Annotated in this window: 20 protein-coding genes, 3 tRNA genes and 1 other RNA gene; 12 read left to right on the forward strand and 12 right to left on the reverse strand. The window is 63.7% G+C overall.

Going from position 1 to position 26740, the window contains the following annotated elements; translation table 11 throughout:
• Positions 1-6 precede the first annotated feature (6 nt).
• The 4 genes from gltX to RP6297_RS05135 all read left to right on the forward strand — a co-directional run bounded on the left by gltX (position 7) and on the right by RP6297_RS05135 (position 1941).
• A complete protein-coding gene (gene gltX, locus RP6297_RS05120) occupies positions 7-1404 on the forward strand; it encodes a glutamate--tRNA ligase (protein ID WP_009238438.1) in 1398 nt (465 codons plus the stop codon).
• Positions 1405-1530: 126 nt separating this feature from the next.
• Positions 1531-1606, forward strand: a tRNA-Ala gene (locus tag RP6297_RS05125).
• A gap of 119 nt (positions 1607-1725) precedes the next feature.
• Positions 1726-1801: transfer RNA gene (locus RP6297_RS05130), tRNA-Glu, on the forward strand.
• A 63-nt stretch (positions 1802-1864) separates the two neighbouring features.
• Positions 1865-1941 (forward strand) — tRNA-Asp (locus RP6297_RS05135).
• A gap of 105 nt (positions 1942-2046) precedes the next feature.
• Here the strand turns inward: RP6297_RS05135 and RP6297_RS05140 are convergent.
• From RP6297_RS05140 to trxA, 10 genes are all read right to left on the reverse strand, one after another.
• Positions 2047-3393, reverse strand: coding sequence for an MATE family efflux transporter (locus RP6297_RS05140; RefSeq protein ID WP_009238437.1), 1347 nt, complete (start codon positions 3391-3393; stop codon positions 2047-2049).
• A 19-nt stretch (positions 3394-3412) separates the two neighbouring features.
• Positions 3413-5203 carry an ArnT family glycosyltransferase gene (locus tag RP6297_RS05145; protein WP_009238436.1) on the reverse strand — a complete coding sequence of 597 codons (1791 nt, stop codon included), beginning with the start codon at positions 5201-5203 and terminating at the stop codon, positions 3413-3415.
• 170 nt (positions 5204-5373) lie between these two features.
• The gene (locus tag RP6297_RS05150) at positions 5374-5634 is read right to left on the reverse strand and encodes a type B 50S ribosomal protein L31 (protein ID WP_004626237.1); all 261 of its coding nucleotides are present in this window, start codon (positions 5632-5634) and stop codon (positions 5374-5376) included.
• Positions 5635-5837: 203 nt separating this feature from the next.
• Entirely contained in the window at positions 5838-6395 is a 558-nt protein-coding gene (locus RP6297_RS05155; RefSeq protein WP_009238435.1) for a hypothetical protein, read from the reverse strand.
• On the reverse strand, positions 6392-7258 hold the full coding sequence (locus RP6297_RS05160) for a M90 family metallopeptidase (protein WP_009238434.1): 867 nt from the start codon (positions 7256-7258) through the stop codon (positions 6392-6394). The genes RP6297_RS05155 and RP6297_RS05160 overlap by 4 nt, the downstream gene beginning before the upstream one ends.
• A 63-nt stretch (positions 7259-7321) precedes the next feature.
• Positions 7322-7990: a LuxR C-terminal-related transcriptional regulator gene (locus RP6297_RS05165; RefSeq protein ID WP_009238433.1), complete on the reverse strand. Its 669-nt coding sequence runs from the start codon at positions 7988-7990 to the stop codon at positions 7322-7324.
• A gap of 326 nt (positions 7991-8316) precedes the next feature.
• Positions 8317-8658 (reverse strand): hypothetical protein, encoded by a 342-nt coding sequence (locus tag RP6297_RS05170; protein WP_155647584.1) that lies wholly within the window; start codon positions 8656-8658, stop codon positions 8317-8319.
• 495 nt (positions 8659-9153) lie between these two features.
• Positions 9154-10527 (reverse strand): sigma-54 dependent transcriptional regulator, encoded by a 1374-nt coding sequence (locus RP6297_RS05175; RefSeq protein ID WP_009238431.1) that lies wholly within the window; start codon positions 10525-10527, stop codon positions 9154-9156.
• Positions 10528-10794: 267 nt separating this feature from the next.
• Positions 10795-12057, reverse strand: a complete 1263-nt coding sequence (gene rho / locus RP6297_RS05180) for a transcription termination factor Rho (protein WP_004626250.1) — start codon at positions 12055-12057, stop codon at positions 10795-10797.
• A 189-nt stretch (positions 12058-12246) separates the two neighbouring features.
• Positions 12247-12573 (reverse strand): thioredoxin TrxA, encoded by a 327-nt coding sequence (gene trxA, locus RP6297_RS05185; protein ID WP_004626253.1) that lies wholly within the window; start codon positions 12571-12573, stop codon positions 12247-12249.
• 217 nt (positions 12574-12790) lie between these two features.
• Between trxA and RP6297_RS05190 the strand changes: the two genes are divergently transcribed.
• Positions 12791-15634, forward strand: coding sequence for a PD-(D/E)XK nuclease family protein (locus RP6297_RS05190; RefSeq protein WP_009238430.1), 2844 nt, complete (start codon positions 12791-12793; stop codon positions 15632-15634).
• On the forward strand, positions 15631-19152 hold the full coding sequence (locus RP6297_RS05195; protein WP_009238429.1) for a UvrD-helicase domain-containing protein: 3522 nt from the start codon (positions 15631-15633) through the stop codon (positions 19150-19152). The genes RP6297_RS05190 and RP6297_RS05195 overlap by 4 nt, the downstream gene beginning before the upstream one ends.
• A 52-nt stretch (positions 19153-19204) precedes the next feature.
• Here the strand turns inward: RP6297_RS05195 and ffs are convergent.
• An RNA gene (gene ffs, locus RP6297_RS05200) (signal recognition particle sRNA small type) lies at positions 19205-19303 on the reverse strand.
• Between the two features lie 126 nt (positions 19304-19429).
• Between ffs and RP6297_RS05205 the strand changes: the two genes are divergently transcribed.
• The 4 genes from RP6297_RS05205 to recR all read left to right on the forward strand — a co-directional run bounded on the left by RP6297_RS05205 (position 19430) and on the right by recR (position 23001).
• Positions 19430-21625: a DNA polymerase III subunit gamma/tau gene (locus RP6297_RS05205; RefSeq protein WP_009238428.1), complete on the forward strand. Its 2196-nt coding sequence runs from the start codon at positions 19430-19432 to the stop codon at positions 21623-21625.
• A gap of 85 nt (positions 21626-21710) precedes the next feature.
• Positions 21711-22058, forward strand: coding sequence for a YbaB/EbfC family nucleoid-associated protein (locus tag RP6297_RS05210; RefSeq protein WP_009238427.1), 348 nt, complete (start codon positions 21711-21713; stop codon positions 22056-22058).
• 23 nt (positions 22059-22081) lie between these two features.
• Positions 22082-22381, forward strand: a complete 300-nt coding sequence (locus RP6297_RS05215; RefSeq protein ID WP_009238426.1) for an antibiotic biosynthesis monooxygenase family protein — start codon at positions 22082-22084, stop codon at positions 22379-22381.
• Positions 22381-23001: a recombination mediator RecR gene (gene recR, locus RP6297_RS05220; RefSeq protein WP_037028691.1), complete on the forward strand. Its 621-nt coding sequence runs from the start codon at positions 22381-22383 to the stop codon at positions 22999-23001. The genes RP6297_RS05215 and recR overlap by 1 nt, the downstream gene beginning before the upstream one ends.
• Before the next feature lie 14 nt (positions 23002-23015).
• On the opposite strand, the gene RP6297_RS05225 is transcribed toward recR, so the two are convergent.
• On the reverse strand, positions 23016-24356 hold the full coding sequence (locus tag RP6297_RS05225; protein WP_009238424.1) for a carbohydrate porin: 1341 nt from the start codon (positions 24354-24356) through the stop codon (positions 23016-23018).
• A 211-nt stretch (positions 24357-24567) separates the two neighbouring features.
• Between RP6297_RS05225 and RP6297_RS05230 the strand changes: the two genes are divergently transcribed.
• Positions 24568-25482, forward strand: a complete 915-nt coding sequence (locus RP6297_RS05230) for a LysR substrate-binding domain-containing protein (protein WP_009238423.1) — start codon at positions 24568-24570, stop codon at positions 25480-25482.
• Between the two features lie 28 nt (positions 25483-25510).
• Entirely contained in the window at positions 25511-26719 is a 1209-nt protein-coding gene (locus RP6297_RS05235) for a CaiB/BaiF CoA transferase family protein (RefSeq protein WP_009238422.1), read from the forward strand.
• The last annotated feature ends 21 nt before the right edge of the window (positions 26720-26740 follow it).

Raw genomic sequence — 26740 nt, forward strand, 5'->3', positions numbered from 1 at the left:
ATTCCTATGACACAGCGCGTCCGCACTCGTTTCGCTCCCAGCCCCACGGGCTTCATCCACCTCGGCAACATCCGCTCGGCACTCTATCCGTGGGCCTTCGCGCGCAAGATGAAGGGAGATTTCATTCTGCGCATCGAAGACACCGACGTGGAGCGCTCCAGCCAGGAAGCCGTCGACGTGATCCTGGAAGCGATGGATTGGCTCGACATGGACATCGACGAAGGTCCGTTCTACCAGATGCAGCGGATGGACCGGTACCGCGCCGTGGTCGCGCAGATGGTGCAGCAGGAACTCGCCTACCCGTGCTACATGAGCACCGAAGAGCTTGACGCCCTGCGCGAAGCGCAACGCGAGCGTGGCGAGAAGCCCCGTTACGACGGCACCTGGCGCCCGATGCCTGGCAAGGTTTTGCCCCCGCCCCCAGCCGGCGTGCAACCTGTGATCCGTTTCAAGAACCCCATCGGCGGAAGCGTCGTGTGGGACGACGCAGTGAAGGGCCGTATCGAAATCTCCAACGATGAACTCGACGACCTCGTGATCGCGCGCCCCGACGGTACGCCTACGTACAATTTCTGCGTGGTCGTCGACGACATGGATATGCAGATCACCCACGTGATCCGCGGCGATGACCACGTCAACAACACCCCCCGCCAGATCAACATCCTGCGCGCGCTTGGTGGTACGCCGCCGGTCTACGCTCACTTGCCGACCGTGCTCAACGAGCAGGGCGAGAAGATGAGCAAGCGCCACGGTGCCATGGCCGTCACCGGCTACCGTGATGCGGGCTATTTGCCCGAAGCCATCGTCAACTACCTCGCCCGCCTGGGCTGGGCGCACGGTGATGCTGAGATCTTCTCGCGCGAACAATTCATCGAATGGTTCGACCTCGAGCACCTCGGCAAGTCGCCGGCCCAATACAACCCCGAAAAGCTCGCCTGGCTGAACAACCACTACATCAAGCAGGCCGATAACGTGCGCCTGGCCGATCTGGTGAAGCCGTTCATTGAAGAGCTGGGTGGCAAGGTCGATGGCGGCCCTGTGCTGGCTGACGTGATTGCGCTCGTGAAGGATCGCGCCAACACGCTCCGTGAAGTCGCGCAGACCGCGCTGCTGTTCTATCGCACGGATATCGCGGTCGAGCCGGAATTGGCTGCGCAGCATCTCACTGACGACGTACGCCCTGGCATTGCCGTGCTGGCAGAGAAGCTTGGCGCGCTGCCGGAGTGGAAGCGCGAGGCCATTGGCGCTGCCTTCAAGGAAGTGTTGGCGGCACAGGGCTGGAAGATGCCGAAGCTGGCAATGCCGGTACGCCTGCTGGTGGCGGGCCAACTGCAAACGCCGTCGATTGATGCTGTGCTGGAACTGTTCGGTCGCGACGTCGTTCTGCGGCGCCTGGGCGCGTGATGAATCCGGCTCAAAAATTTTTGCTTAAGGGTATTGCCAAGCGCTAAACACTTCCCCTATACTTTTGTTTTCGCTGCAACACGAAGCGAAATGCAGTAAGAAGCAAGCTGTAAAAGGCAGTACCTTGGGGCTATAGCTCAGCTGGGAGAGCGCTTGCATGGCATGCAAGAGGTCAGCGGTTCGATCCCGCTTAGCTCCACCAAAATGCCGGAAGATTCGATTCAAAAATAAATTTTGAAAAGAGGCTTCCAAAACGCAAAAAAGTTCGTTATAGTAGCGGACTTCGCAGCGTAAGACAGAAAGCGTTGCAAAACAGTTTCTGTCCCCTTCGTCTAGAGGCCTAGGACATCACCCTTTCACGGTGAGTACAGGGGTTCGAATCCCCTAGGGGACGCCAAAACAAGAGCTTAACCAGAAGCTCATAGCAAGATCAGTCTCTAGCTGATGTTGCGACCGACACGGAGCGGTAGTTCAGTCGGTTAGAATACCGGCCTGTCACGCCGGGGGTCGCGGGTTCGAGTCCCGTCCGCTCCGCCAAATCAAAACCCGCTGCTTGCAGCGGGTTTTTTCTTTTGCGCTTTCTATTCAGTTCTAGTCATTCCAGATTGACGCCGCTTTTAAAGCGGCGGCGAATGGCTTTCTTTAATCGGCGGTACGGCTAACTCGATTGAAATAGCTGACCAGCAACGCGCCGGCCACCATCAAACTGAGCGCGTTGGCCGCCCAGAAGCCGGCTGCGCCACGCAGAGGCGTCGCAAACTCCCCCAGTAGTCCAAATCCGAGCACGTAGCCGCCGCCCAGACCCACGCCCCACAGCGATAAGGCGTAGATGACGGTCGGGATGAGCGCGATCTTGTATGCGCGCAGGATGAATGCAGTCATGACCTGCAGCGCATCGAACATCTGATAGAAGGCGATGAAAGGCAGCAGCGGCACCGCAATCGCCAGGACAGTAGCATCGTGCGTGTAGAGGCTGACCAGCTCGCGACGCAAGAACAGCACGGCCGCGCAGACGATGATCGCGCACATCACCGCCAATTTGATGCCGTTCAGCGAGATGCGTCGGGCCGCAACGCGATCGCGCGCGCCGATCGACTGCGCAGCCAGCGTCGACGTCGCGATCGACAAGGACAGCGGCACCATGTAGGCCACTGCCCCAAGGTTGGCGGCAATCTGATGCCCTGCCAAGACCACCGTACCGAGACGCGCGATGAAGATCGCCATCAACGTGAACGATGTGATCTCGATCAGGTAGGTGAAGCCCATCGGCACACCCAGGCGTACGAGTGCCCACAGCCGGGCGCGATTGGGTGGTGAGTATTGCGTGAAAATCGCAAGCGGCTTGTATGCGGGATTGCGCATCAGGATGGCGGCCGCAGCCACAAACCATAGCCAGCTGATGATCATCGAGGCGAGTGCACAGCCCGGGCCACCCATCGCGGGGACGCCCATGCCGCCGTACAGAAACAGTGCGTTGAGCGGAAATTTGATGGCGAGGCCGGCGAGCTGCAGTACCGTCACCATCACTGGGCGCGACAGCGCGTTGTTCAACGCAGAGTAGATCCGGAAGCCGAGCGCTGCAGGTAATGCGAGTGCTTCATACCGCAAATAGGCGGTGGCTTTTTCCGCGAGTTCGGGCGTGGCGTCTGCCAGTTGCAGTAGTGGGGCGGGGAACCACAGGATCAGCATGCCGATCGCCGCGAGCACCAGCCCGAGCCAGACAGCCTGGCGCACTTCTTCGCCGATCTCGCTGTGCCTTTGCGCGCCATACAGTTGGCCGGCGATGGGCGAGAGCGCTTGCAGCACACCCATCAGGCTGATGTACACCGTCACGTAGATCGACCCGCCGAGTCCGATGGCCGCGAGGTCTGCTGCAGTCGCGCGGCCAGCCATCGCCGTATCGAGTACGCCGAAAGCGATGACCGCCAACTGGCCGATCAGCACCGGCCAAGCCAGTGCGGTAATGCGGCGGACGTCGGCTACAAACATGTGGGTACGACCGAGAGCGTTATTGGCGCAGCTTGCGCCGGCGTGTGGTGGCCGGCGCGGGCGGCGGATGTGTGGCGGTGGCGGCCTCGGTCAGGCGGTACATGCGGAAGTGCTCGTCGCGGTCGGCGGGGCGTCGGCCTTCCCAGATCGGGCGCCACTCGTAGTTGGAGACGCTCGTCGGTGCACCGTAGTCGTACGGGTCGTGACGCAGCAGGATGTCGCAGTTGTCCTCGGCGCTGCCGAAGCGGATGTGGCCGAAGTACGCAAACGAGGCAAGCTGCGCATCGCCCATGCGGATTGGCTGCACGCACGTGTAGGTGCGCGGCAGCGCAAGGGCGGCCGACTGCGCAACATCACGGTACGTCTTGGCGTAGTTGATGGTGGGCAGCCACAGCGTCATCATCAGCACCCACATGAGCGTGGTGCCGGCGGCCGAGATCACCACGGCGCGCCAGATGGCCTTGGGTGCGCGCGATGTGCGCCAGACCACGATGAGCACCCACGCCGCGGTCACGAGCAGCGCGCAGACCAACGCGGTCCAGCTGAACTCAGGCCGGTAGCCCGGCACGATGCGGTACACGTTGCGCGCAAGCTGAGGCGGAAAACCCGTCATCTTGGCGATCCACAGCAGCCATAGCGTGCCACCCAAGATGGTGAAAGCCAGCAGAGCAAACCAGTCGATTGCGCTGATCACGCCACGCTTGAGCGTTGGCAGTGCGAACGTGGCCATCACGGCCATCGGCGGAATCAGCAGCAGGAAGCCGTCGTCGCCCGGGTGAGGCTGCATGAGCAGCAACACAAATTGCGGCAGGAGGACGGCCAATGGCAACGTGATATGCGGAGCGGTACGCATGCCGCCCCAGCTTTTCCACGCCCATGCGGCCAGCGGCCAAACCGGCCAAGCAAACAGCGGCAGGTTGCGTGCGACAAAGCCAAGCGAATGCGCCGTAGGACCGGCGTATTGATGGCGATCGAAGCGCGCCCATTCACGGACGTAGGTCACGGCGTCAGTCGGATTGTTTGCCAGCAAGTACGCTATTGCCGGCCACGAGCAGCCGAGTACGATCGACACGGGCAGTGCTACTGTCAGCAGAGGTCGCAGCGGCAGTACGCGCGTGGCATGCGCGGCGATCAATACGGCCACCGTGATGGCCAATGGCAGGATTGGGCCGCCCGCCAGCGACAGGCAGCCGATGCCGATGCCGTAGACGAGACTGCCGTGCACCGGCTTGTCGAGCGCTCGGATCAAGCCATACACCGCGACCGCCACGAAGCACAGCGCCCCGACCAGCGGTGTCGTTTCGTGACCGCGTTGCGCGAGGCCAACGCAGGCGAGGAAGATCAGCAGTGCACCATCTGCCAGCGTACGGCCATAGTCGCGCGTGTTTGGCTGGCCGCCGAAGACGAACTCAAACGGTTGGACTTCTGGGCGCCGACCCAGCAGATAAGCCCCGTACCAGATGCAAGCACTGGTAACGAAGAAGAAGAGAGCGGTGGCCAGGCGAGACGCGTCCGCCGGGCCGAGCCATTGTCCGAAGAGGTGAATGAACGCGCCGCCGATCCAGAACACCAGCGGCCCAGATTGCACGACGGGGCGCCCGACGATGTTCGGCATCAGCCAGTCCTGCGCACTGCCGGTGGCCAGCGTCCACATCGCGCCGAAGCCTGCGGCGTCTTCGTTCTTCCACGGGTCGCGCGAGAACAGGCCCGACAGGCCGTAGATCACGCAGATGGCAAGCAGCAGCCAGCGCGGCAACTCTCGGGTGGCGGCGGCAGTCAGGCGGATGCGCGAGACGCGGGTGGTGTTCATCGGGTGTCAGACCGGGCGAGCCCAGTCGGGGTTGCACTGGAACGTGCGAATCGTAAAGAGCGGCCGAATCAACGGCCTAAGCATGTGCCGAGAAACAAAAAAGGCAGCCGGAGCTGCCTTTTTCTGACCAGTGAGACGGGTCATCTGGTGAGCCGTCTCCGGCGCCGGTATTACTTGGCAGCCTTGCCGATCTTGCTGCCGAACTTGTTGCGGAACTTTTCCACGCGGCCGGCCGTGTCCAGAACCTTTTGCTGGCCCGTGTAGAACGGGTGCGATTCGGACGAGACTTCGATCTTGGCCAGCGGGTATTCCTTGCCGTCCAGCGTGATCATTTCCTTGGTCTGGATGGTCGAGCGGGTGATGAACTTGAAGTCGCTGGACATGTCCTGGAACACGACTTCGCGGTAATTCGGGTGAATGCCTTCTTTCATGATGGGCCCTGGGGTAGAGGTAGCCAATTCGCGGCGCGCTTCCGGTGCTCACAGGGTAGGAGCCACCGTGCGACCAGCCTTCGAATCACTTGCCGGGTGGAGAAACAAGGATTATGCCAGAGAAACAAAGGCTTGAGCAACGCGCCTGCCGCAAAATCCGTCGTGTCGGGGCATCGAAAAGTGACTCGAAAAGCCTATTTCGATCAAGGTTTGCCGAGGCGCTCGATCGTAAGCACGCCGTGGCCGTCCAGATTCATGGTCTTGGTGTCGCCGACACGCAACGAGGTGTCGACATTGCCCGTCCAGGTGTCGACGCGGGCGGGGGCTTCGGCGTCGGGCGACGGCTGGAACCGATGCAGCGTTACACCGATGGACAGCGTCTGGAATTCGCCCGAAACGACCATCGGGCGCAGGGCGACATCCACGCCGGTCTTGGCCCAGCGGTGACGTAGGAATTGGCACGTGGTGGTGTCGCAGCCCTGCGGGATCGTGTCGTCGGGCAGGCCGGCGGCAAAGCGCGTCTCCCATTCTTTGCGCGGCATCGAACCGCCCACGTCGTACGTATGCGTACGTTCGAGCAAGGCGACGTGCTGCCCCGTCGTGGATGTCTCCGTCGCAAGCGTGACGCGTTTGGTTTCGGATTGCCCATCGAATTGTGCGGCGATGCTGAGGACCACGGGCGCGGTAGGTTGTGCCAACGCTGTGCCGGCAGCCAGGCAGCAACCGAGCAGCGTTGTGCGAAGCGCTTGGCGAATCTTCATGGCAGGGATCCCTCCTGGCGTTGCTCGGAGCCCAGCACGCGCCGTGCCGGATCCTGCAGGTAAAACGCCTGCAGGAGCGCATACAACGATGGCAGCGCCTCAAGCAAGGCCACCGGTTCGACGAAAAACACTTCCGAAGCCACCGCAAAGAACTCGGCCGGATGCTGGGCGCCATAAGGGTCGAGCACCGACAGGATCGGGTCGTCGCCCCAACGGCGCTCCGGAATCTGCTCACAACGATTGACGAACACGTCGTACTCGGCATAGAGGTCATCGGCCCATTGCTCGCGATCAACGTTGGCATGCAGGCGTGATGAAAACGCCGGGATGCCGTCCGACTCGCCGTTGAGCATGTCGAGCTTATGCGCGAACTCATGCACCACCACGTTATACGGCTGCGCACCGGGCGCGGCCAGTGCGCCCCCGAGTTCGATGTCCTGCCACGAGAGGATGACCGGACCGTGCTCCCATGCCTCACCGGCGGCTTCTTCGCGCACGTTGTGCACGACGCCGTCTTCATCCATGACTTCCTTGCGGATGACGAACTCGCCAGGGTAGATGACGACGCCGTGCCATCCGCTGTACCACGTGATGCCCAGCTCCAGGATCGGCACGCTGGCTTGCGCGGCAATGCTGACCACCATGTCGTCGGTGAGCGGCAAATCGTGCGCGGTGGTGAATTCCTTTTCGGCGATGAAGAGCGTGGCCGTTTCACGCAGGCGTGCGAGGTCTGCGTCGGACCAGTCGAGCAGAAAGGGCAGGCTCTCGAGCGCGCGTGACCACAGCGCGTCGGAGATGGCGTAACGGGTCAGGCGCCGCGTGCGTGCGCGGCCGGAGAACCACCGGAGGACGGACGAAAGCATGCTTCCAGTATATCGGCCGTCGCCTGCTGGTCAGCGACGCGCGCTTGCGCCTTTGTCGGTGGGTCAGGCGACGGAGAGGAGCCGCGCGCCGCGCTGATTGGCGACGTACACGGCCTCGGTACGGCTGCGTACTTTCAGGCGCCGATACAGCGTGCTGATATGCGCCTTGGCTGTCGCCTCGGAGATGTTCAGCATGCGGCTGATCGTCTTGACCGGATGCCCGCGCGAGAGCAGCACCAGAATCTCGTACTGCCGGGGCGTAATGCCGAGCAGCTTCGGATCGGTCTGAGGGTCGCCAGCGAGCGCAGGGTTGGGCGCACCGTCCAGGCGCGATTCCGGCAGCAGTGCGCTGGCCGGAATGTATTGGCCACCCACCAGCACAAGTTCCAGCGAAGCCGCGATGACTTCGCCCGGCGAATGCTTGAGCGTGTACCCGGACAAGCCCATCTGCATGAGCGTACGGATGATGTCGGGCGATTCGGATTCAGCCAGCACAACCACGTGGCGCGCGTGCGGCCGGTGCATGATCTCGCCGATGGCCGACAACTCATCGAGATGTGGCAGCGGCAGGCCGATGACAAGAAGACCCGCGTCGGCATTGGTTTCGATGGCGTCAAACATCCCTTCGTCTGGCTCGACGACAGTGACGCCGGTGACGCCTTTGAGCGTCCGTAGCAGGTGCGCAATGCCTGTACGCACCAACGGATGGGCTTCGATCAAAACAGTGTTCATCGTTGTTCTCGACCTGTTACCGATCTTGCGAACATCCTTGTCGCCCAGGCGAGATACAGGCCGGAGCAGACCCCCGTTCCGAATCATTTTAGTGGCGGAAGTCAAAAATGACAGCCGCCAACGGCCATGCCTCGGGACTCTCGTTGCTGCGTCCTGGCTACTGTAGCCCAGCGTTTGCCAGGGCGCGCAATTAGACCACTGGAGCGCCTGCGCCCGATCACCGCGATTTTTGATGGCGACAGCTGTTTCAGTCGCGACACAAAATCGCCTGCCATGCCGGGGTTTGGCGGTTCTCCGTGTTGAAAATATCCCGTTAAAACAAGGCGTTAGCCGCCATGGCATGGATGTCGCTCCATCCCCGACGGGGAGGAGTTGGCCATGCCGACAATCGCGCTGCGCTGTGCTCGACGTTTGCCGTTCGGGTGGACGATCGAGAGGACGGGGTTGTGGCTAACCGCGCGGCCATGGTCGTCATGATGCCGGCGCTCGCAGTACGCGGCGATCTCATCGTGCAGCGTGCAATCACGCTGTCGGTCGCCCTTCGAAGCGTTCTCGCCGATACGTTGCCGGCGCGACTCGCATTCGGTCTTGTTCCCACCCACGCATTCGATCCATCCACCGGTTCTGTCGGGTCCGCGCTCACGGACGGCGAACTGAGTACGTCGCATGCGTGGCTTAACAATCCAACGGCGACGGGGCTTGCGCAATCCCCCCGAAAGTGGGGTGCATCGCGGTGTGTGTCAGCTACCGCGCCGGATGATCGGCGCCGCGGCAGTCACTTGGCGCGGGTCGGCCCTGTTGGCGCGGCTCCGCGCGCACCAAATGTGGCGCTTTTGCAACTACGCTGCAGAAGCAGGTACGGCGGTTGTTCAACGGTTTCGTGCTCCGTCCCCCGGCGGGCACTTTTTTCTCATTAGCCATCCTCAACCGGGTTCCCGATGCGAGCCAACCTGACCGCATTTGCCGTGCGGGCGCCGCCGATTCCGTCGCATGCCAGTCGCTGGATTCGGTGCATTGAACCAAGTATTGGATGAATCGGGTGAGGAAAGCGAGAGGCAGGCCGCGGCGCAATTCCTTCGGCTTGCCCAAAAAAAAAGCGCATTCAGGGACGTAGCACCCCCGCTATGCCCCGGCCGAGCGAAATGAAAGCGATGAGCCCTGGCCTAGGCCGGGTGCAGTGGATGCTCTGCTCGAATGCCGTGCTTTTGCATCAGCCGATACAGCGTGACGCGAGACACCGCCAGTTCGCGTGCCGTCATGCCCATATGGAAGCCGTTACGGGCGATGGCCGTGCGGATGGCATCCGACTCCGCACCTTCGCGCGCTTCCTCCAGTGTCTGGCCCGAGACGGATGCATAGCCTTCGAGGTGCAGGTCGGCCGCGGAGATCTTGCGGTTGTCGGTCATCACCAGCGCGCGGCGCACGCGGTTGATGAGTTCGCGCACGTTGCCCGGCCACGGGTAATGCATCATCGCGTGCAGCGCGCAGGGCGTGAACCCGCGAATCCGGTGCGACGCCTCGCTGGCATGCTGGGCCAGGATGTGTTCGGCCAGCAGAACGATGTCGCTGCCGCGCTCTCGAAGGGGCGGCACCGACAGGGTGAGCACGCACAGTCGATGGAACAGATCGGTCCGGAATCCGCCGTGGTGTTGGGCCGCTTCCAGATCCACATGCGTTGCCGAGATGATGCGGATGTCCAGCGGAATCGCCTGGTGCCCGCCAAGCCGCGTAATCGTGCCTTGCTGCAGGAAGCGCAGCAGGCTGACCTGGCTCTCGAGCGGCAGGTCGCCGATTTCATCGAGGAACAGCGTGCCCCCGTTTGCATGCTCGACCCAGCCGATATGACGCTGATGCGCGCCGGTAAAAGCGCCTTTTTCGTAGCCGAACAATTCAGACTGGATCAGGTGCGGCGGAATCGCCCCGCAATTGATGGCGATGAACGGACCGCCTGCGCGAGATGACGCCTCATGAATGGCCTGTGCAGTCAGCTCCTTGCCGGTGCCCGACTCCCCCGCGATGAAGGCCGGCGCGCTATTTTGGGCGACCTTGCGGATAGCGCGAAACAGTGCGTGCATGGCGGGGCACTCACCGAGCATGCGCGCATGATTCGCCTTGGGCGTCGGCGCGGCTTCCTGTGCAAGCGACGCCATGCCCCAGGCGTGACGCAGAGAATACGCGGTCTCGTCCGTGCGCAGCGGCATCTGCACGTAATCTACGCAGTAATCGCGCACGAGCTGGCGTACGCGTTCGTGATGCAGCATGGCCGGCGGCAACGCCGCCACCCAGCCCACATGCGGCACCTGCATGCACCGCTCGAGCAAGTCCAACTCCGCAGCCGAGAACGCGCTGCCGAAATCGACCAGCCCCGCCTTGGGGACGCCGTCACGAATGGCACAGCCCAGCTCACGCATCGACGTTACCCGTCGCACGTGCCAGTCGGCACCCAAAATCGTTTCGTCGATCCCCCCCATCCCCGCACGTGACGCCACTACGACGGTTCGGCACGCAGCAGTACATTCCAGCGACTCTTCTCGCATGGCTTCCCCCGTTCGATTTTTGGTGTGGGTCCTTCTTTGCCGAGGCGGCTCGGCCCGGGCAGGCTTGCAGTATGGTTGCCGGGTTTCTCTTTTGCGATGACGTTTAAGGACGATGGTGGCAAACGCTTGCGCGCCCAGACTGTAATGCAAATGAACTAGCGAATTTCACGACTTTGACAAGAGAACCCCGAGGAAAAACATGTAGTTGACGCAGCAATAAAAAAGCGCACCACGATGGGTGCGCTTTTCGCTATGCAGGCAGGAGACTTAGCCGCCGCGTCGCATCATGTCGAAGAACTCAGCATTGTTTTTCGTCGTCTTGAGTTTGTCGAGCAGGAATTCCATCGCCTCGACCTCATCCATGTCATGGATGAACTTACGCAGAATCCACACCTTCTGCAGGATGTCCGGCTTGATCAGCAGTTCTTCCCGGCGCGTGCCCGACTTGTTCAGGTTGATGGCGGGGTAGACGCGCTTTTCGGCCAGCCGGCGTTCCAGGTGCACTTCCATGTTGCCGGTGCCCTTGAATTCTTCATAGATCACGTCATCCATGCGGCTGCCGGTTTCGATCAGCGCCGTACCGATGATGGTGAGCGAACCGCCTTCTTCCAGGTTACGTGCCGCACCGAAGAAACGCTTCGGGCGCTGCAGCGCATTGGCGTCGACACCGCCGGTCAGCACCTTGCCCGAGGTTGGCACCACAGTGTTGTAGGCGCGGGCCAGACGCGTGATCGAGTCCAGCACGATCACCACGTCCTTCTTCAGTTCGACCAGGCGCTTGGCCTTTTCGATGACCATTTCGGCCACTTGCACGTGACGCACGGCGGGCTCATCGAACGTCGATGCCACCACCTCGCCGCGCACGGTGCGCTGCATTTCGGTCACTTCTTCCGGACGCTCGTCGATCAGCAGCACGAACAGCTCGGCTTCCGGATGGTTGGTCGCGATGGCGTGCGCAATATGCTGCAGCATCACGGTCTTGCCCGACTTCGGGCTTGCCACCAGCAGCGCGCGCTGGCCGCGGCCGATCGGGGCAATCATGTCGATGATGCGGCCGGTGATGTTCTCTTCGGCCTTGATGTCGCGTTCGAGCGTGAGCGGCTTGTTCGGATGCAGCGGCGTCAGGTTCTCGAACATGATGCGGTTCTTCACCGCTTCAGGAGGCTGCGTATTGACCTTGTCCACCTTCACCAGCGCGAAGTAGCGCTCGCCATCCTTGGGCGTGCGGACTTCACCTTCGATGGTGTCACCGGTGTGCAGATTGAACCGGCGGATCTGCGACGGGCTGATGTAGATGTCGTCGGTGCTGGCCAGATACGAAGTCTCGGGCGAGCGCAGAAAACCGAAGCCATCGGGCAGCACTTCAAGGGTGCCGTCCCCGAAAATCGTTTCTCCCTGTTTCGCCTTCTTTTTCAGGATGGCAAACATCAATTCCTGTTTGCGCATGCGCTGCGCGTTATCGATCTCCAGCTGCCCCGCCATTTCCAGCAATTGGGACACGTGCAAGGATTTCAGTTCTGTCAGATGCATAGACGAAAGATGAGGGAAGGGCCCGAACGGGCGGCGAAACGAGAAACGGGGGAGGGGGGAAGGGTCGAGCGAACGCTCGGGGAAACAGATTGGCTGCAATCTTAGCACAACGCTGGCGGGCTTCCAGGCGGAAGTGCGCCAGCGTGTGTGTGGGGCAACGCGAAAGGTCGCCTATAGCCGAAAAACGGCTTACAGGTGGCTGTCCAGGAATGCAGTCAGTTGCGACTTGGACAGCGCGCCCACCTTTTGCGCGGCCACAGCGCCGTTCTTGAACAGAATCAGCGTCGGGATGCCGCGAATACCGAACTTGGCCGGCACGCCCTGGTTCTCATCGACGTTGATCTTGGCGATTTGCACCTTCTCGCCGTAGTCCTTGGAAACTTCGTCCAGGATCGGGGCGATCATTTTGCAAGGACCGCACCATTCGGCCCAGAAATCGACCAGCACGGGTTTGTCGGACTTGAGCACGTCTGCCTCGAAGGACGCGTCGCTCACATACTTGATCTGTTCGCTCATGGCGGGAACCTCTGTTTTTTCGTAAAAGCTGGCGACGTGCGCCGAACCCATACATTACACGATTACACGGACCGGCGTGCATTGAGACCACTGTCGGCGCGGATGCTGCTGATATAGTACCGACGCCTCTATTTTCAACCGATTCGACTGTTGATTGTGGCTATCTCGCCGATAGCCGCAGGTCTTCGCTTCCCGGTATATCGCCATATTCCCTCGCATGCAGACGCTTGCCTTCGCGCCTGGCCCAGCATTCCTTTCGCGTGCCGCCGACGCTGCATGGCGCTTTCTGGATGCGCATGCGCAATCCCCCGGTACCGCGACGATCGTCGTGCCGACAGCCGCGCAGATTCCTGGGGTGCGCGGCGCTCTGCATGCCAGTGCGCAAGCAGCCGGCACGCCGCGTTTGCTGCCGCGCATTCTGACCCTGGGGCATTGGCTGCTCGATTTGCCACCGGAAGCAGGTTCGCCTGCCGGGCGCACGCCGCTGTCGCGATTACTGGCAGTGCAGCAGGCGCTCAAGACGCAGGCTTGGCTGCGTGAAGCGCTGGGCGCGCAGGACGATGCCGCCCTGTGGGGCGTAGCGCAGGTGCTCGTGACGGTGTCGGACGAGTTGTCGCAACGTTGGCTGACGCTCGATGCCGCACACAGTGGCGCAGATGGGCGGGCTGATGAGCTGGAGTCGGCGTTGGCGGAAGCGTTGGAACGCACTTACGCACAATTGTCCGAACGCTTTCTCGGCACCGAATCGCGCATTGTGCTGACGTTCTGGCGGTTGCTTTCAGGCGCAGCGGACCCGATTCCAATGCGGCTGCGTGCCATGCAGCGTCTGCTTGACGAATTGCGTGGCCCCATCGTGTGGATGAGCCCGACGGACCCCGAGGCGGTCGATTTGGATTTCCTGCAGCGCGCCGCCGAGCGGGTGCCCGTGTTGAGCATCGGCTACGACTGGAATGCGCCTGAAAGCGGCGCGTCTGCGGCGCCTTCCACACACGCGGATTTCCGCAATCTGCTGCTGCACGCCTGGCCCGAATGCGCCACGCCAGCCCAGGCGGCGGACGATGCTGCCGCCGCGCAATTGCCGGCGCCAATCCTGCGCATTGCAGGCGCTGCACGTTTTGAAGACGAGGCAGCCTTCGCCGCGCATACGCTGGTCGATTGGCTGAATGCCGGGCGCCGCTCGTTGGCGCTGGTGGCACAGGATCGCATCGTCGCGCGGCGCGTTCGCGCGTTGCTGGCGCGCGTGAACGTGCCGGTGCGCGATGAGACCGGCTGGAAGCTTTCCACGACGCGCGCCGCTGCGGCACTTATGCGCTGGGTCGACGTGGTGCAGGGCGACGGCGATACCGCGGCGTTGCTCGATCTCATCAAGAGCCCGTTCTGTTTGCGCGATGCCGATGCCGGCACGGCCACGCCTGCCTGGGTAGCAGAACTGGAGCGCCGGGTGCGCCGGCATAACGTTTCAGGTGGATGGGGGCGATTGCGCCGGCTGGTTACCGATCGCCCGGCGAGTGATGCCGAGGGCGAAGCAAAGGTCAGCCGCCTTGCCGATCGTCTGGGCGTGCTGGCCGACGAAGCGGCGCTGTGGCGCCGGGCCGGCAGCGCCACGCTCGACGCGTGGGTAACGCTGTTGGCAGGCACGCTCGATCGTCTGCATATGCGCACCGGGTTGCAGAACGACGATGCGGGCCGCCAACTGCTGGACTGGATTGACCGGCTCCGTACGTCCATACATGGCAGCACCGATGCGGGCGCGCGTTTCTCCCTGACGGAATGGCGCGCGTTGCTCTCGATGCTGCTCGAATCTGCGGTCTTCAGTGAGCCTTCACCGCCAGCGGACCGGCGTGTTGTCATCCTGCCGCTGAATGGCGCGCGCATGCGGCGTTTTGATGGCGTGGTGGTGGTGGGTTGTGACGATGCGCAATTGCCGTCTGCGCAGCCCGAATGGCTGTTCTTTTCTAACGACGTGCGGCGCGAACTCGGTTTGCCCGACCGCGCACAGCGCTTTGCGCAGCAGGCTCGTGACTTGGCCGAGGTGCTCCTCAATCAGCCCGAGGTGGTGTTGACCTGGCAACGCCACGGCGGACGTGGCGAGCCGCATCGCCTTTCCGGCTGGCTTGAACGCTTGCAACGGCGTTTGGCGGTGAGCGGCGTGCGTATCGATACGTCAGTCACGTTGCCCAGTTTGCAGACCACGAGCCAGCCCACCGACATGCCCGCGCCCGCAGCGCCGACGCTGGTGCCGTCCACGCTGAGCGCGGCCGCATACAACAGTCTGCGGCGCTGTCCATACCAGTTCTTCGTCGGTCGCATGCTGCGGCTGGGCGAGCTGGAAGAAGTTTCCGATGAACTGGAGAAACGCGACATCGGCGAGATCCTGCACGCGATCCTGCATCGTTTTCACCGCCAGTTGCTGGAAACGCCGATGCACGATCCGGCCGATCGTCTGAGTCTGCTGCAGACCATTACCGACGAACAGTTCGGCCCGCTGTTGGCCGAGGACGGCAACGCGTTGCGCTTCTATCGGCGCTGGCTCGGTGTGATGCCGTCGTACCTGGCGTGGCAGGCCGCTCGCGAGGCGGATGGCTGGCGCTTTGAGGCAGGTGAAGTCGATGTCGATACGTCCATCACATTGCCCGACGAGCGCGCGCTGCGCTTACGCGGCCGGATCGACCGCATTGATGTGCACGACGAACACGGCGTGGCGGTGCTCGATTACAAGACGCAGTCGCAAATGGCGCTGGTGCGTCGCGCCAAGACGCCGTTTGAGGATTGCCAGCTTCCGTTTTACGGCGTCCTCGATGCGCGTGCAGATTCGGGCGGGTGGGTTTCGCTCGACGGCGAGGCCCGCGGCGACAAGCGCGACGTTGCATTGCCCGATTTCACGCAAGTCGTCGATTGGTTGATCGAGCAGATGCAAAAGGACATGACGGCCCTCGCTGCCGGTGCGCCCCTGCCGGCGTTCGGTGATGAATCGGCGTGCCGCTACTGCGCGGCGCGCGGCCTATGCCGCAAGGGGTATTGGACCGAAGGCGCACCGCGCGAGCCGGAGGGCGCGGCATGAGCGATCACGCTTACGAACGCGACGGTGCTGCCGTCTCGCCCGAGGCCTTCTCGCGCGCTGCGTGCGACCCGCAGCGCTCCGTCGTGGTGGAAGCGTGCGCGGGCAGCGGCAAGACGTGGCTGCTGGTCACGCGCATGTTGCGTTTGCTGCTGGCCGGTGCGGCGCCGTCGGACATTCTCGCCATCACGTTTACGCGCAAGGCCGCCGAAGAGATGCGCCAGCGCTTGCTCGACATCCTCGCCCAACTTGCCGGCGCCGACGACGAGAGCGTCGTTCGCGAGCTGATCGCGCGTACGGTGGACGAGCGCGATGCGCCGGCGCTGATTGAAACGGCGCGTGGGCTGTATGCGCGCGTGCTGGAATCGCCATCGCGCATGGCGATTGATACGTTCCATGGCTGGTTTGGGTCGTTGCTGCGCGGCGCGCCGCTGTCGTCTGGCGTCCAGCAGGGGGCCTCGCTGCGCGAAGATGCAGGGCGGCTGCGGCGAGAAGCCTGGGCGCCTTTCTGGCGCGGCTTGCTCGCCGAAGATCACGCTGACTTGCGCGCCGCGTATGAGTCGCTTGCCGATTTGGTCGGCGATTTCCAGGCCGGACGCCTGCTCGATGCAATGTTCCACCAGCGCAGCGACTGGTGGGCGTACAAGACGCAGGCCGGCGGGCGTCCGCTGGATGCGTTGGACCAATTGCTTGGCGACGATGCGACCGTCGATCCTCTGATCGAAGCGCTGCAGGATGCGGCATTGCTGGCCGATATGCTGCGCGTGTCCGGCTGGCTAGGGCAGGGCGGTGCGGCCGAAGGCAAGCGCGCGGTGGCCATCGAATCGGCGGTCACTGCTGCGCGCGGCATGGATGTGTCGGACGAGGCTGCTCGCGCGCAAGCGTTTGAAGCGCTGTTCGCCGCGTTCCACACGCAGGCCGGCAAAGCACGCGCTTGCAAGCCGACCAAGGCGCTCATCAAAGCCATCGGCGACGAGCACGCGCAAACGCTGGTGACCTTGCATACCACGCTTTGCGAAACTCTGACGGCGTTTCAGGCGCGTCGCCAGGAGGCCTGCGTGCGCGCCGTCAACGCTGCATTGTTTGCGCTGGGCGATGCACTCATCGACCGCTATCAGGCGTACAAGCGCCAGGCGCGCGCGATGGATTTCACCGATCTCGAATGGGAAGCGGCGCGCCTGATGCAGCAAGACGATACGGCCGCTTACCTGCAGGTGCGGCTCGACGCGCGCTACAAGCATCTGCTGCTCGACGAGTTTCAGGATACGAATCCGATGCAGTGGCGCATCCTGCAAGGCTGGCTGGCCGGTTATGCCGGCACTGGCACGCAGCCAAGCGTGTTCCTCGTGGGCGATCCGAAGCAATCGATCTACCGGTTCCGGCGCGCCGATGCCCGGCTGTTCGACGCTGCGCGCGAAATGCTGGTTGCAGAATTCAATGCGACCGTGCTGCGTACCAATCGCACGCGTCGCAACGCGCCGGCCGTGCTGGAGTGGGTCAATGCCGTGTTCCTGCAAGCGCGGGCGCGCGGCGACTATCCCATCTACGCCGAGCAAAGCACTGCCGTGGACGCACCCATGGGGCAGGCGCTGCTGTTGCCGCTGGTGCCGGTGTCCGAAGCCGAACAGGCTGACGAAGCCGCGCCTCGCGATACCCTCACCGAGCCGCGCGAAGAAGCCGGCGATTCGCAGCGCTATGCCGAGGGCCGCCAAGTGGCGGCTTGCCTGCGCGCATTGCACGCCAATGAGCGCATTCGCGAAGGCGGCATCGAGCGCGCCGTGCGGTGGAGCGATTTCCAACTGCTTGTCCGCCGCAAACGCTATCTCGCCGATTACGAACGTGCGCTGCGCGATGCCGGCGTGCCGTATCTGAGCCCGCGCCGCGGCGGTCTGCTGGCTACGCTTGAAGCGCTTGATCTATGCGCGCTGCTCGATTTCCTGATGACGCCGCAGGCAGATTTGTCGCTTGCGCATGTGCTGCGCAGCCCCGTTTTCGCCGCCTCGGACGAGCACCTCATCGCACTGGCGCAGTTTGGCGAAGGCGCGGCCGCATTGACATGGTGGGAGCGCCTGACCGCGCTGGCCGGCCAGGCGGATGCGTCGGACACCTTGCGCTACGCGCATCGCATGCTGTCGCGCTGGCTGGCGGTGGCGCGCACGCTGCCTGTGCACGATCTGCTCGATCACATCGTCTACACCGGCGAACTCAAGCGCCGCTATGCCGAGCGCGCACCGGCCGCGAACCGCGATCAGGTGCTCGCCAACCTGGATGCGTTCTTGAAGCTCGCGCTCGATCTGGACGGTGGCCGGTATCCGAGCCTGCCGAAGTTCATGGCTGAACTCCGCGCCATCCGCCAGGGCGACGAGGATGAAAGCCCAGACGAAGGCATGCAGGGCGACACAGAGGCGCCGGATGCTATTGATGCCGAAGTCGCCAACGAGGGTCTTGATGCCGTGCAGATCCTGACCGTGCATGCCTCCAAGGGGCTGGAAGCGCCGTTCGTCGTGCTGCTCGACAGCCACCACAGCGACGCGCGCGTCGATACGGCTGGGATCCTGATCGACTGGCCGCCCGGAGCGCAGGCGCCAGCGCATTTTTCCGCCTTCGGCAAGACGTCCGAGCGTGGCCTCGCGCGCGAGCCTCTCTTCAAGCAAGAAAATGCGCTTGCCGAGCGCGAAAACTGGAACCTGCTCTACGTGGCGATGACGCGTGCGCGGCAAGCACTGATCGTTTCCGGCGTGGCGAACAAGCGCGATGCCACGGCAGCCCAATCTCTGGATGAAGGCGATGCGCCCGAGGTGGACGGCACGGCCAGCTGGTACACACTGCTGGCCTCGGCAGGCGTGGCGTCACCCGCTGCAATGCTGGATGACGTAGCCGATTCGGTCTCGAGTGCGGCGGGGCACGAGCTTGTCTCGTATCACGATTTTCGCGCGCCGCTGACTGTAACGGTGCGTGTGGGGGCGGCCGGCGCGCCTGCCGAAGGGGCGGCCGATATCGTCTTCGACCAAGGCGCGGTCGCTCAGGGCGAATTGCTGCATGCGGTGCTCGAGCGCTTGACACGCCGGGGCTTGCCTAAACAAGCGCCCGACGGCGAGACGATCGCGCGCTGGTTCGGCGCGACCGGCGTCACGCAAGCCGATGCCACACGCGCCGCCGACGCTGTGCGCCGGATGCTCTCTGCCGAGGCGCTGGCGCATGTCTTCGACCCTGCGCGCTTCGACGCCGCTCATAACGAGATCGAACTTTTCGGTCGCGACGGTGCGCTGTTGCGCATCGATCGCCTGATCGAACGTGGCAACGAGGTCCTCGTGGTCGACTACAAGCTGCGCTTGCTGCCGGTCGAACGTGCCGCCTATGCCGATCAGCTGCGCGGCTATGTGGCCGCCGTCACGCCGATGTATCCAGGGCGCACCGTGCGCGCGGGCGTGGCGACTGCGCAGGGGGAATGGATCGATCTGGAAGCATTGCCCAAGCCGGTGCAGGCGTCACACGACGACAGCCAGGGCGCGCTGTTCTGACGCGGGCAGCATACACAAGAGGGGAAGGAAGATGCGGAAGAGAGAAGAGAAGGGGGACGAGCCTGACCCTCGGCACTGGCGGAAAACGGCTGTGGCTGCTTCGTTCCCGACCTGACCAGGTTGACCGCGCCACCATGCGAGGAGGCCCGTCCGATCGCCATTGTAACCGACTCGCACGTCCCCACCTGAATATCCTTGCAATTCGCTCGGCGCGCATGGCGGTTGACGCCTCCAAAACCGCGTCGGAAATCCACCTCGCTTTGCTACAATCCGCCGCATGAGTTATCAAGTGCTCGCCCGCAAGTGGCGCCCTCGCGATTTCACCACGCTGGTCGGTCAGGAACACGTGGTGAAAGCGCTCACGCATGCGCTCGAACAGCAGCGCCTGCACCACGCATACCTGTTCACGGGTACGCGCGGTGTCGGCAAGACGACGCTGTCGCGCATCCTTGCCAAATCGCTCAATTGCGTCGGCGCGGATGGGCAGGGCGGCATCTCCGCACAGCCGTGCGGCGTGTGCCGCGCCTGTACCGAGATCGATGCCGGGCGCTTTGTCGATTACATCGAGATGGATGCCGCCTCCAACCGCGGCGTCGACGAGATGGCGCAACTGCTGGACCGCGCGATCTACGCACCCACAAGCGGCCGCTTCAAGGTCTACATGATCGACGAAGTGCACATGCTGACCAACCACGCCTTCAACGCGATGCTGAAGACGCTGGAAGAGCCGCCCGAGCACGTCAAGTTCATTCTGGCGACCACCGATCCGCAGAAAATTCCGGTGACGGTGCTGTCGCGCTGCCTGCAGTTCAACCTCAAGCAGATGCCGCCGGGGCACATCGTGTCTCACCTCGATCGCATCCTTGGCGAAGAGGGCATCGCTCACGAGCCGAACGCGCTGCGTCTGCTCGCGGCCGCGGCTCAGGGTTCGATGCGCGATGCGCTGTCGCTGACTGACCAGGCCATCGCGTATAGCGCCGGCGAGGTCAGCGAAGCAGCCGTCCGCGGCATGCTCGGCGCGATTGATCAAAGCTACCTCGTGCGTCTGCTCGATGCGCTGGCCGACGAGAATGGCGCCGCGCTTGTCGAGATTGCCGACGAGATGGCCGGGCGTAGTCTGAGCTTCTCGGGCGCGCTGCAGGATTTGGCTTCGCTGCTGCAGAAGATTGCGCTGGCGCAGGTTGTGCCCGCTGCTGTGCAGGACGACTGGCCCGAGGCCGACGACGTACGCCGGCTTGCCGAGCGATTCGACGCGCAGTCGGTGCAGTTGTTCTATCAGTTTGCCAATCTGGGCCGCAACGAACTGGCGCTTGCACCGGATGAATACGCGGGCTTCACGATGACAGTGCTGCGTATGTTGGCGTTCCAGCCGGGACATTCCAGTGGGGACGCCGCGCCGCCTTCGGGCGGTGGCGGCGGCAAGCGCGCGATGCCGCTGGCTGCATCGCCAGCCGCATCGACGCGTCCGGCGGTTACGGCGACGGCGCCTGTGGCGGCGCCGGTTGCTCGGGTTGCGCCGGTGGCCGTGCGTCCGGAGCCGGTGGTCGAGGCGCCGCGAGCGACTGATCAGGCGACTCCGCCAGCGCCCGCGCCCGTTGCGGCGGTTTCAGATACGCAGGCTGCGGCCCCCGCACGTCGCTCGCCGGCAATGGAAGCGTTGGCCGCTGCGCGTCAGGCGTCAAGCCGTGGCCGTGGTGGCGCCTCTGCGCCCGCCGCTACACCGGTTGCCGCTCCCGTCGCTCGTCCTGCTGCTCCCATTGCGGGCCCACGTCCGAATACGGCTGCGGCTACTGCTGCCGTGGTGTCACCGCCGCAGCGCGGTGAACAACCGGCTGCAGTCGCTGTGCCCGCCGATGACGGCCCGCCACCCTGGGACGAAATGCCGGGCGAGTTTGCTTCGCCGTCACTTGAGGAGATGGACGCCGCCTTTGCCGGCTGGGATGCCGCTTCGGGCGTGCGTCCCGGTGCGCCTGAACCGGCAACAGGTCCAGCACCGATCGAGGCCCCCGCAGCCGCACCCGCGCCGGTCAAGACGATTGCCCCCGAGCCGGTAGCCGTTGCTACGCCGCCTGATCTGAGCACCAGCGGTCTTGCCACGTTCGACGGCAATTGGCCGGCGCTGGCAGCGAGCCTGCCGATCCGCGGTCTGGCTCAGCAACTGGCTTACCAGAGCGAGTTGGCGGCTGTGGAAGGTGCCACGATGCGATTGCGTGTACCGTTGCCTCCGCTGACTGATGCGAACGTCGTCGAGCGTCTGGAAGCCGCACTGACGGAACACTTCGGCACGCCCGTTCGTGTGGCGTGCGATATCGGACCTGCACGCGCCACCGCGGCGGCCGTCGATGCCGAGCAGCGCGCCGAGCGCCAGCGCAATGCCGAAGATGCCATCGCCACCAACCCCTTTGTGCAGGCGCTGGTTCGGGACTTTGCCGCGCAGGTCGTGCCTGGGTCGATCCAACCGCACGCGCACTGAACCGCATTCCAAGACTGAACATTGAACACCGGCGCGCGCATCTGAGTGGCGCGCCTTGCATGACCCATTTCAAGGAGCAACGACCATGATGAAAGGCCAGATCGCCGGGCTGATGAAGCAGGCCCAGCAGATGCAGGAGAACATGAAGAAGGCGCAGGAGCAGCTCGCCCTGATCGAGGTGGAAGGCGTGTCCGGCGCGGGCCTCGTGAAAGTGGTGATGACCTGCAAGAACGACGTGAAGCGTGTGTCGATCGACCCGAGCCTGCTGGCCGAAGGCGAAGACAAGGATCTGCTCGAAGACCTGATCGCCGCAGCGTTCAACGATGCCGTGCGCAAGGCCGAGGCCACCACGCAAGAGAAGATGGGCTCGCTCACTTCCGGCCTGGGCGGTATGGCGAGCATGTTGCCGCCTGGCTTCAAGCTGCCGTTCTAAGCGACGCTCATCTGGATCGCGCTATGGTGCTGGAATCCGCGCTGCTGCACGTCAGGCCCGGCCAGGAAGCTGCCTTCGAGGCCGCCTTCGGCGAGGCTCGCCACATCATTGGTGCGATGCGTGGCTTCGTTTCGCTGTCGCTGTCACGGTGCATGGAAAAGGCGAGCGATTATCTGCTGCTGGTGCAGTGGCGGACGCTGGAAGATCACACCATCGGCTTTCGGCAATCGCCCGAATACCAGCGCTGGCGCGCGTTGTTGCATCACTTTTATGATCCGATGCCCGAAGTGCTGCACCATACGACGATTCTGGAGCATGCATGATGCGTAACGCCCCGGGTACGCCGTCGGCGCTGCAGATGCTGGTTGACGCCTTGCGCGTGCTGCCGGGCGTCGGCCCCAAGTCTGCCCAGCGGATGGCGTATCACCTCATGCAGCATGACCGCGAAGGCGCCGCGCAACTGGCGCAGGCGCTGTCGGAGGCGACGGAATCGATCCAGCACTGCAGCCGCTGCAATACCTTTACCGAGCAGGATATTTGCGAGACCTGCCTTGACACGCGCCGTGACGCTTCGGTCCTGTGCGTGGTGGAAACGCCGGCTGATCAGATGATGATCGAGCAGACGCTGACCTATCGCGGCCAATACTTCGTGCTGATGGGGCGGCTCTCGCCGCTGGACAACATCGGCCCGAAAGAGATTCACCTTGAACGCTTGCTGGCCCGTGCGACCGATCCTGCGCTGGGCGGGCCGTGCACCGAGGTCATCCTCGCCACCAACTTCACCAGCGAAGGGGAGGCGACAGCCCATTACATTGGCGAGATGTTGAAGGCGCGCGGCATCAAGGCGACGCGTCTTGCGCGTGGCGTGCCGGTAGGCGGTGAGCTGGAATACGTGGACGCGGGTACCATCGCTCGCGCCGTGCTGGACCGGCGCCAACTCTGATCTTCGGCAGTTGCTTAAAATTCGGCGTGAACGCGTGCCCCGACGATCGACACCGGGCCGCGATCCCGGTTGTACGCCGGATGGACCACATACTGGTAGTTCAGCCCCAGCGTGAGGTGTTTGATGGCCGCCCAGTTGTAGTACAGCTCGGCGATGCGTTCGGTGCCGTAGTTGAGCGCGCCATCACCAATCAATACGCCCATGCCGCCGGCCGCGAAATATTGGCGCGCCGCGCGCGACAGGCCGTTCACCACCACGGCGGCACCGAACGTGTCGTTCGGACGCCCCCAACGGTTGCCCTTCAGCGAGAACCCGGCCGACACTGACTGGTTGATGTCGGTGAATTCGTATGTTTCCTTGCTGCCGTCGTTCATGCTGGCCCGTGCGAAGACGCCCAGGTCGGAGGTGATTTCCTGCTCCAGGTTCAAGGCAACACCGGGGCGCCAGGCGAGGCGCCGCACGAGGCCCGTGTCCGGCGTGTTGCCCGTCTGTTGGGCGAGGTTGACCGCATCGCCATAACCACCCATCCGGCCTCGCGTTGCAAAGGCGAGCAGCTTGACCTTGCCCGGGCGGCCGAACCAATCATGGCGCGCTTCAAATTCGCCCACCCACTGGTACTGCTTCCACGTGGTGTCGATCGTGACACTGTTGGGTACCACCGAAAGCGCGAAGAGTCCGCCGCGCAGCGACCACCACGATTGCGTCCATTCCACCGCCAGACCATGCGTGTAGCCCCAGGCGTCAGCTGCATAGTCGAATGCGCCGGCATCGATCACCGCCCAGTTCAGGAAATCGCCCCGCGGGTCGTGCGCGTACGTGTTCGTGTCGAATATGTCTGCCACCGAGAACTTGCCGACGGTGATGGTGACGTTGTCTGCCGAGCGGCTGCCGGCAAGCTGGTTGGGAGCTGACTCTACTGCCTGCTGCTCGCCGCCGAGATTAATGACCTGCCGCAGGAACAAGCGCGGCAGCTTGCGGTAGGGGGCATTGTTGCCGATCTTGTAGGCCTCCCCGCTTGAGAAGCCGGCCAGGCCGACCGTATTGCTTAGTCCGAAACCTTGGTCGATTTCCGGGTTCGCGTACAGCTCGGCGCCCTTCCACAGGCGCAGGCCGAGGTAGAGCGTGACGTCGACCGTCTCCTTGGTGTTGTTGTCAGGCGTGAGGCTATTGGTGCCGCTGTACGGCGAGCGGAACGACGGATGCCATTGCGTCACGTTGGTGAACTGTCCATGCACGTTCCATCGCTCCGGCTCCGGGATGTCCGCGGCAGGCGTTTCCGCGCCAGCCGCCAGCGCAGCGCTTTGCAGACTCAATACGAGCATGAAGGCCGCCGTGGCTTGTTGCACGGCTCCCATCAGAGTGAATGGACGGCGAGGGATGACGTGAAGAGTCAGCGAGGGCATGAGGCACGACAAATGGGGCAACCGCTAAAATTCCGGGCTGGCGCAGCCGGAATGAGGCAAAAACCCGGCCATGCTAAGCGCTATGTCATGACTTGCCGATGAAAATTGTAACGATTCGCATTAACCTGTCGCGTTTCTCCAACTCCGCCGAATTATCTGCATCATGAATCTTGCCCGCTTCGATCTCGTCACCCTTGGCCTCTTTGTGGCGGTGGCTCGGCTGGGCAGCATCTCGGCCGGGGCGCGCCAATCGCACCTGGCTGTGGCGGCGGCCAGCAAGCGGATTTCCGATCTGGAAGCGGCCGTGGGCGCGCCGTTGCTGTATCGCCATGCCGCGGGTGTAGAACTGACCGAAGCCGGGCAGGCGTGCTTCCGCCACGCTGTCGGCATCTTGCAGGACGTCGAACGTATGGCCGGTGCGCTGTCCGACTTTGCCGCCGGCACGCGCGGGCTGGTGCGCGTGTGGGCCAATACTTCGTCGATTACGCAATTCCTGGCTGACGACCTGGCCGCCTTCATGCTGGCCAATCCGGCCATCCGCATCGCGCTGGAAGAGCAGGACAGCGGCGATATCGTTGCCGCGCTGCGCGAGAACCGCGCGGACCTCGGCATCTTTGCGGCCGGTACACCGTGCGAGGGGCTGCAATCGTTCGACTATCGCGAGGACGATCTCGCCTTGGTCACGCCGCGCGGGCATCCATTGGCCGGGCGCAAGCAGGTTCACTTCGCCGACGCCGTGGATTTCGACTTCGTCAGCCTGCCGCCGGGCACGTCGCTCGCCGCGCAACTGGTCGACGAGAGCTTGCGTCTGGGCAAGCCGTTGCGCCTGCGCATCCAGGTGCGCAGCTTTGAAGCCGTTTGCCGGATGGTGGCCTCCGGCCTGGGCGTGGGCGTGTTGCCGCGCATCGCCGCACAAAGCCATGTATCGAGCCTGCCGGGCGCCGGTCTGGCGCTCGTGGCGCTCCAAGACGGATGGGCGCATCGCCGCCTGCTGGTGGGCGTGCGTGACCCCGATGCGCTGACCAGCTCCGCGCGCCTGTTGATGACGCATCTGCTTGGCAACCCCGCCGCACTCTGAATTCAACGTTCTCCCACCCCATACGACCATGCCGACACAGGTTTTGCAGGACATCCGCGTGCTCGAACTCGGGCAACTGATTGCCGGGCCGTTTGCCGCCAAGACGCTCGCCGACTTTGGCGCGCAGGTCATCAAGATCGAGCCGCCGGGGCAGGGCGATCCGCTGCGCAAATGGCGGATGCTGCACGGGGGCACATCAGTTTGGTGGGAGGCGCAGTCGCGCAACAAGCAGTCGGTCTGTGTCGACCTGCGTGTCCCTGAAGGGCAGGAAGTCGCACGCAAGCTGGCTGCCGAAGCCGATGTGCTGATCGAAAACTTCCGGCCCGGCACGATGGAAAAGTGGGGGCTCTCGTACGAGGCGCTGTCGGCGGTGAATCCGAAGCTGATCATGTTGCGCGTGTCAGGCTATGGCCAGACGGGGCCCAAACGCGATGAGCCCGGCTTTGCGGCTATTGCAGAAGCCATGGCCGGCCTGCGCTATTTGACCGGTGAGCCAGGGCGGCCGCCTGCCCGCGCAGGGCTGTCGCTTGGCGACACGATCGCCGGCCTGCATGGCGCGCTGGGCGTGTTGCTGGCCTTGTACGAACGCGATGCGCGCGGCGGCAAGGGGCAGGTGATCGACGTGGCGCTCTATGAATCCGTGTTCAACCTGACGGAGAGCCTACTGCCGGAGTATTCGGTGTTTGGCGCGATCCGCCAGCCGGCGGGCGGGGCGCTGCCGGGTATCGCACCGTCGAACGCCTATCGCTGCGCTGGTGGCGAATACGTGCTGATTGCCGCCAACGGCGACAACATCTTCCGCCGCCTGATGCAACACATGGGCCGGCAAGATCTGGCTGACGATCCCGGCCTGGCCCGCAACGACGGCCGCGCGGCGCGTGCCGAGGAAATCGACGCTGCCGTCAATGCTTGGACAAGCACGCTCCCCATCGCCGATGTTCTGGCTGCGCTGCATGCGGCCGAAGTGCCCTGCGGTCCGATCTACACCGTCGCAGACATTGCTGCCGACCCGCACTACCGCGCACGCGGCGTGATCGAAACGGTGCGCGCGCAGTCGGGCATCGAGGTGGAAATGCCGGGCGTGGTGCCCAAGCTTTCCGCCACGCCGGGCGCCGTGCAGGCGAGCGCGCCGCGCCTGGGCCAGCACACGCGCGACGTCCTGCGCGGCCACGGCCTGACCGATGCGCAGATCGATGCGCTGGTTTCGCAAGGCATCATTGCCGAAGCCAAAAGCTAGACAGCTAGGACGATCCCGCAT

It is taken from the genome of Ralstonia pickettii (genome assembly GCF_016466415.2).
GTDB classification, from domain to species: domain Bacteria; phylum Pseudomonadota; class Gammaproteobacteria; order Burkholderiales; family Burkholderiaceae; genus Ralstonia; species Ralstonia pickettii.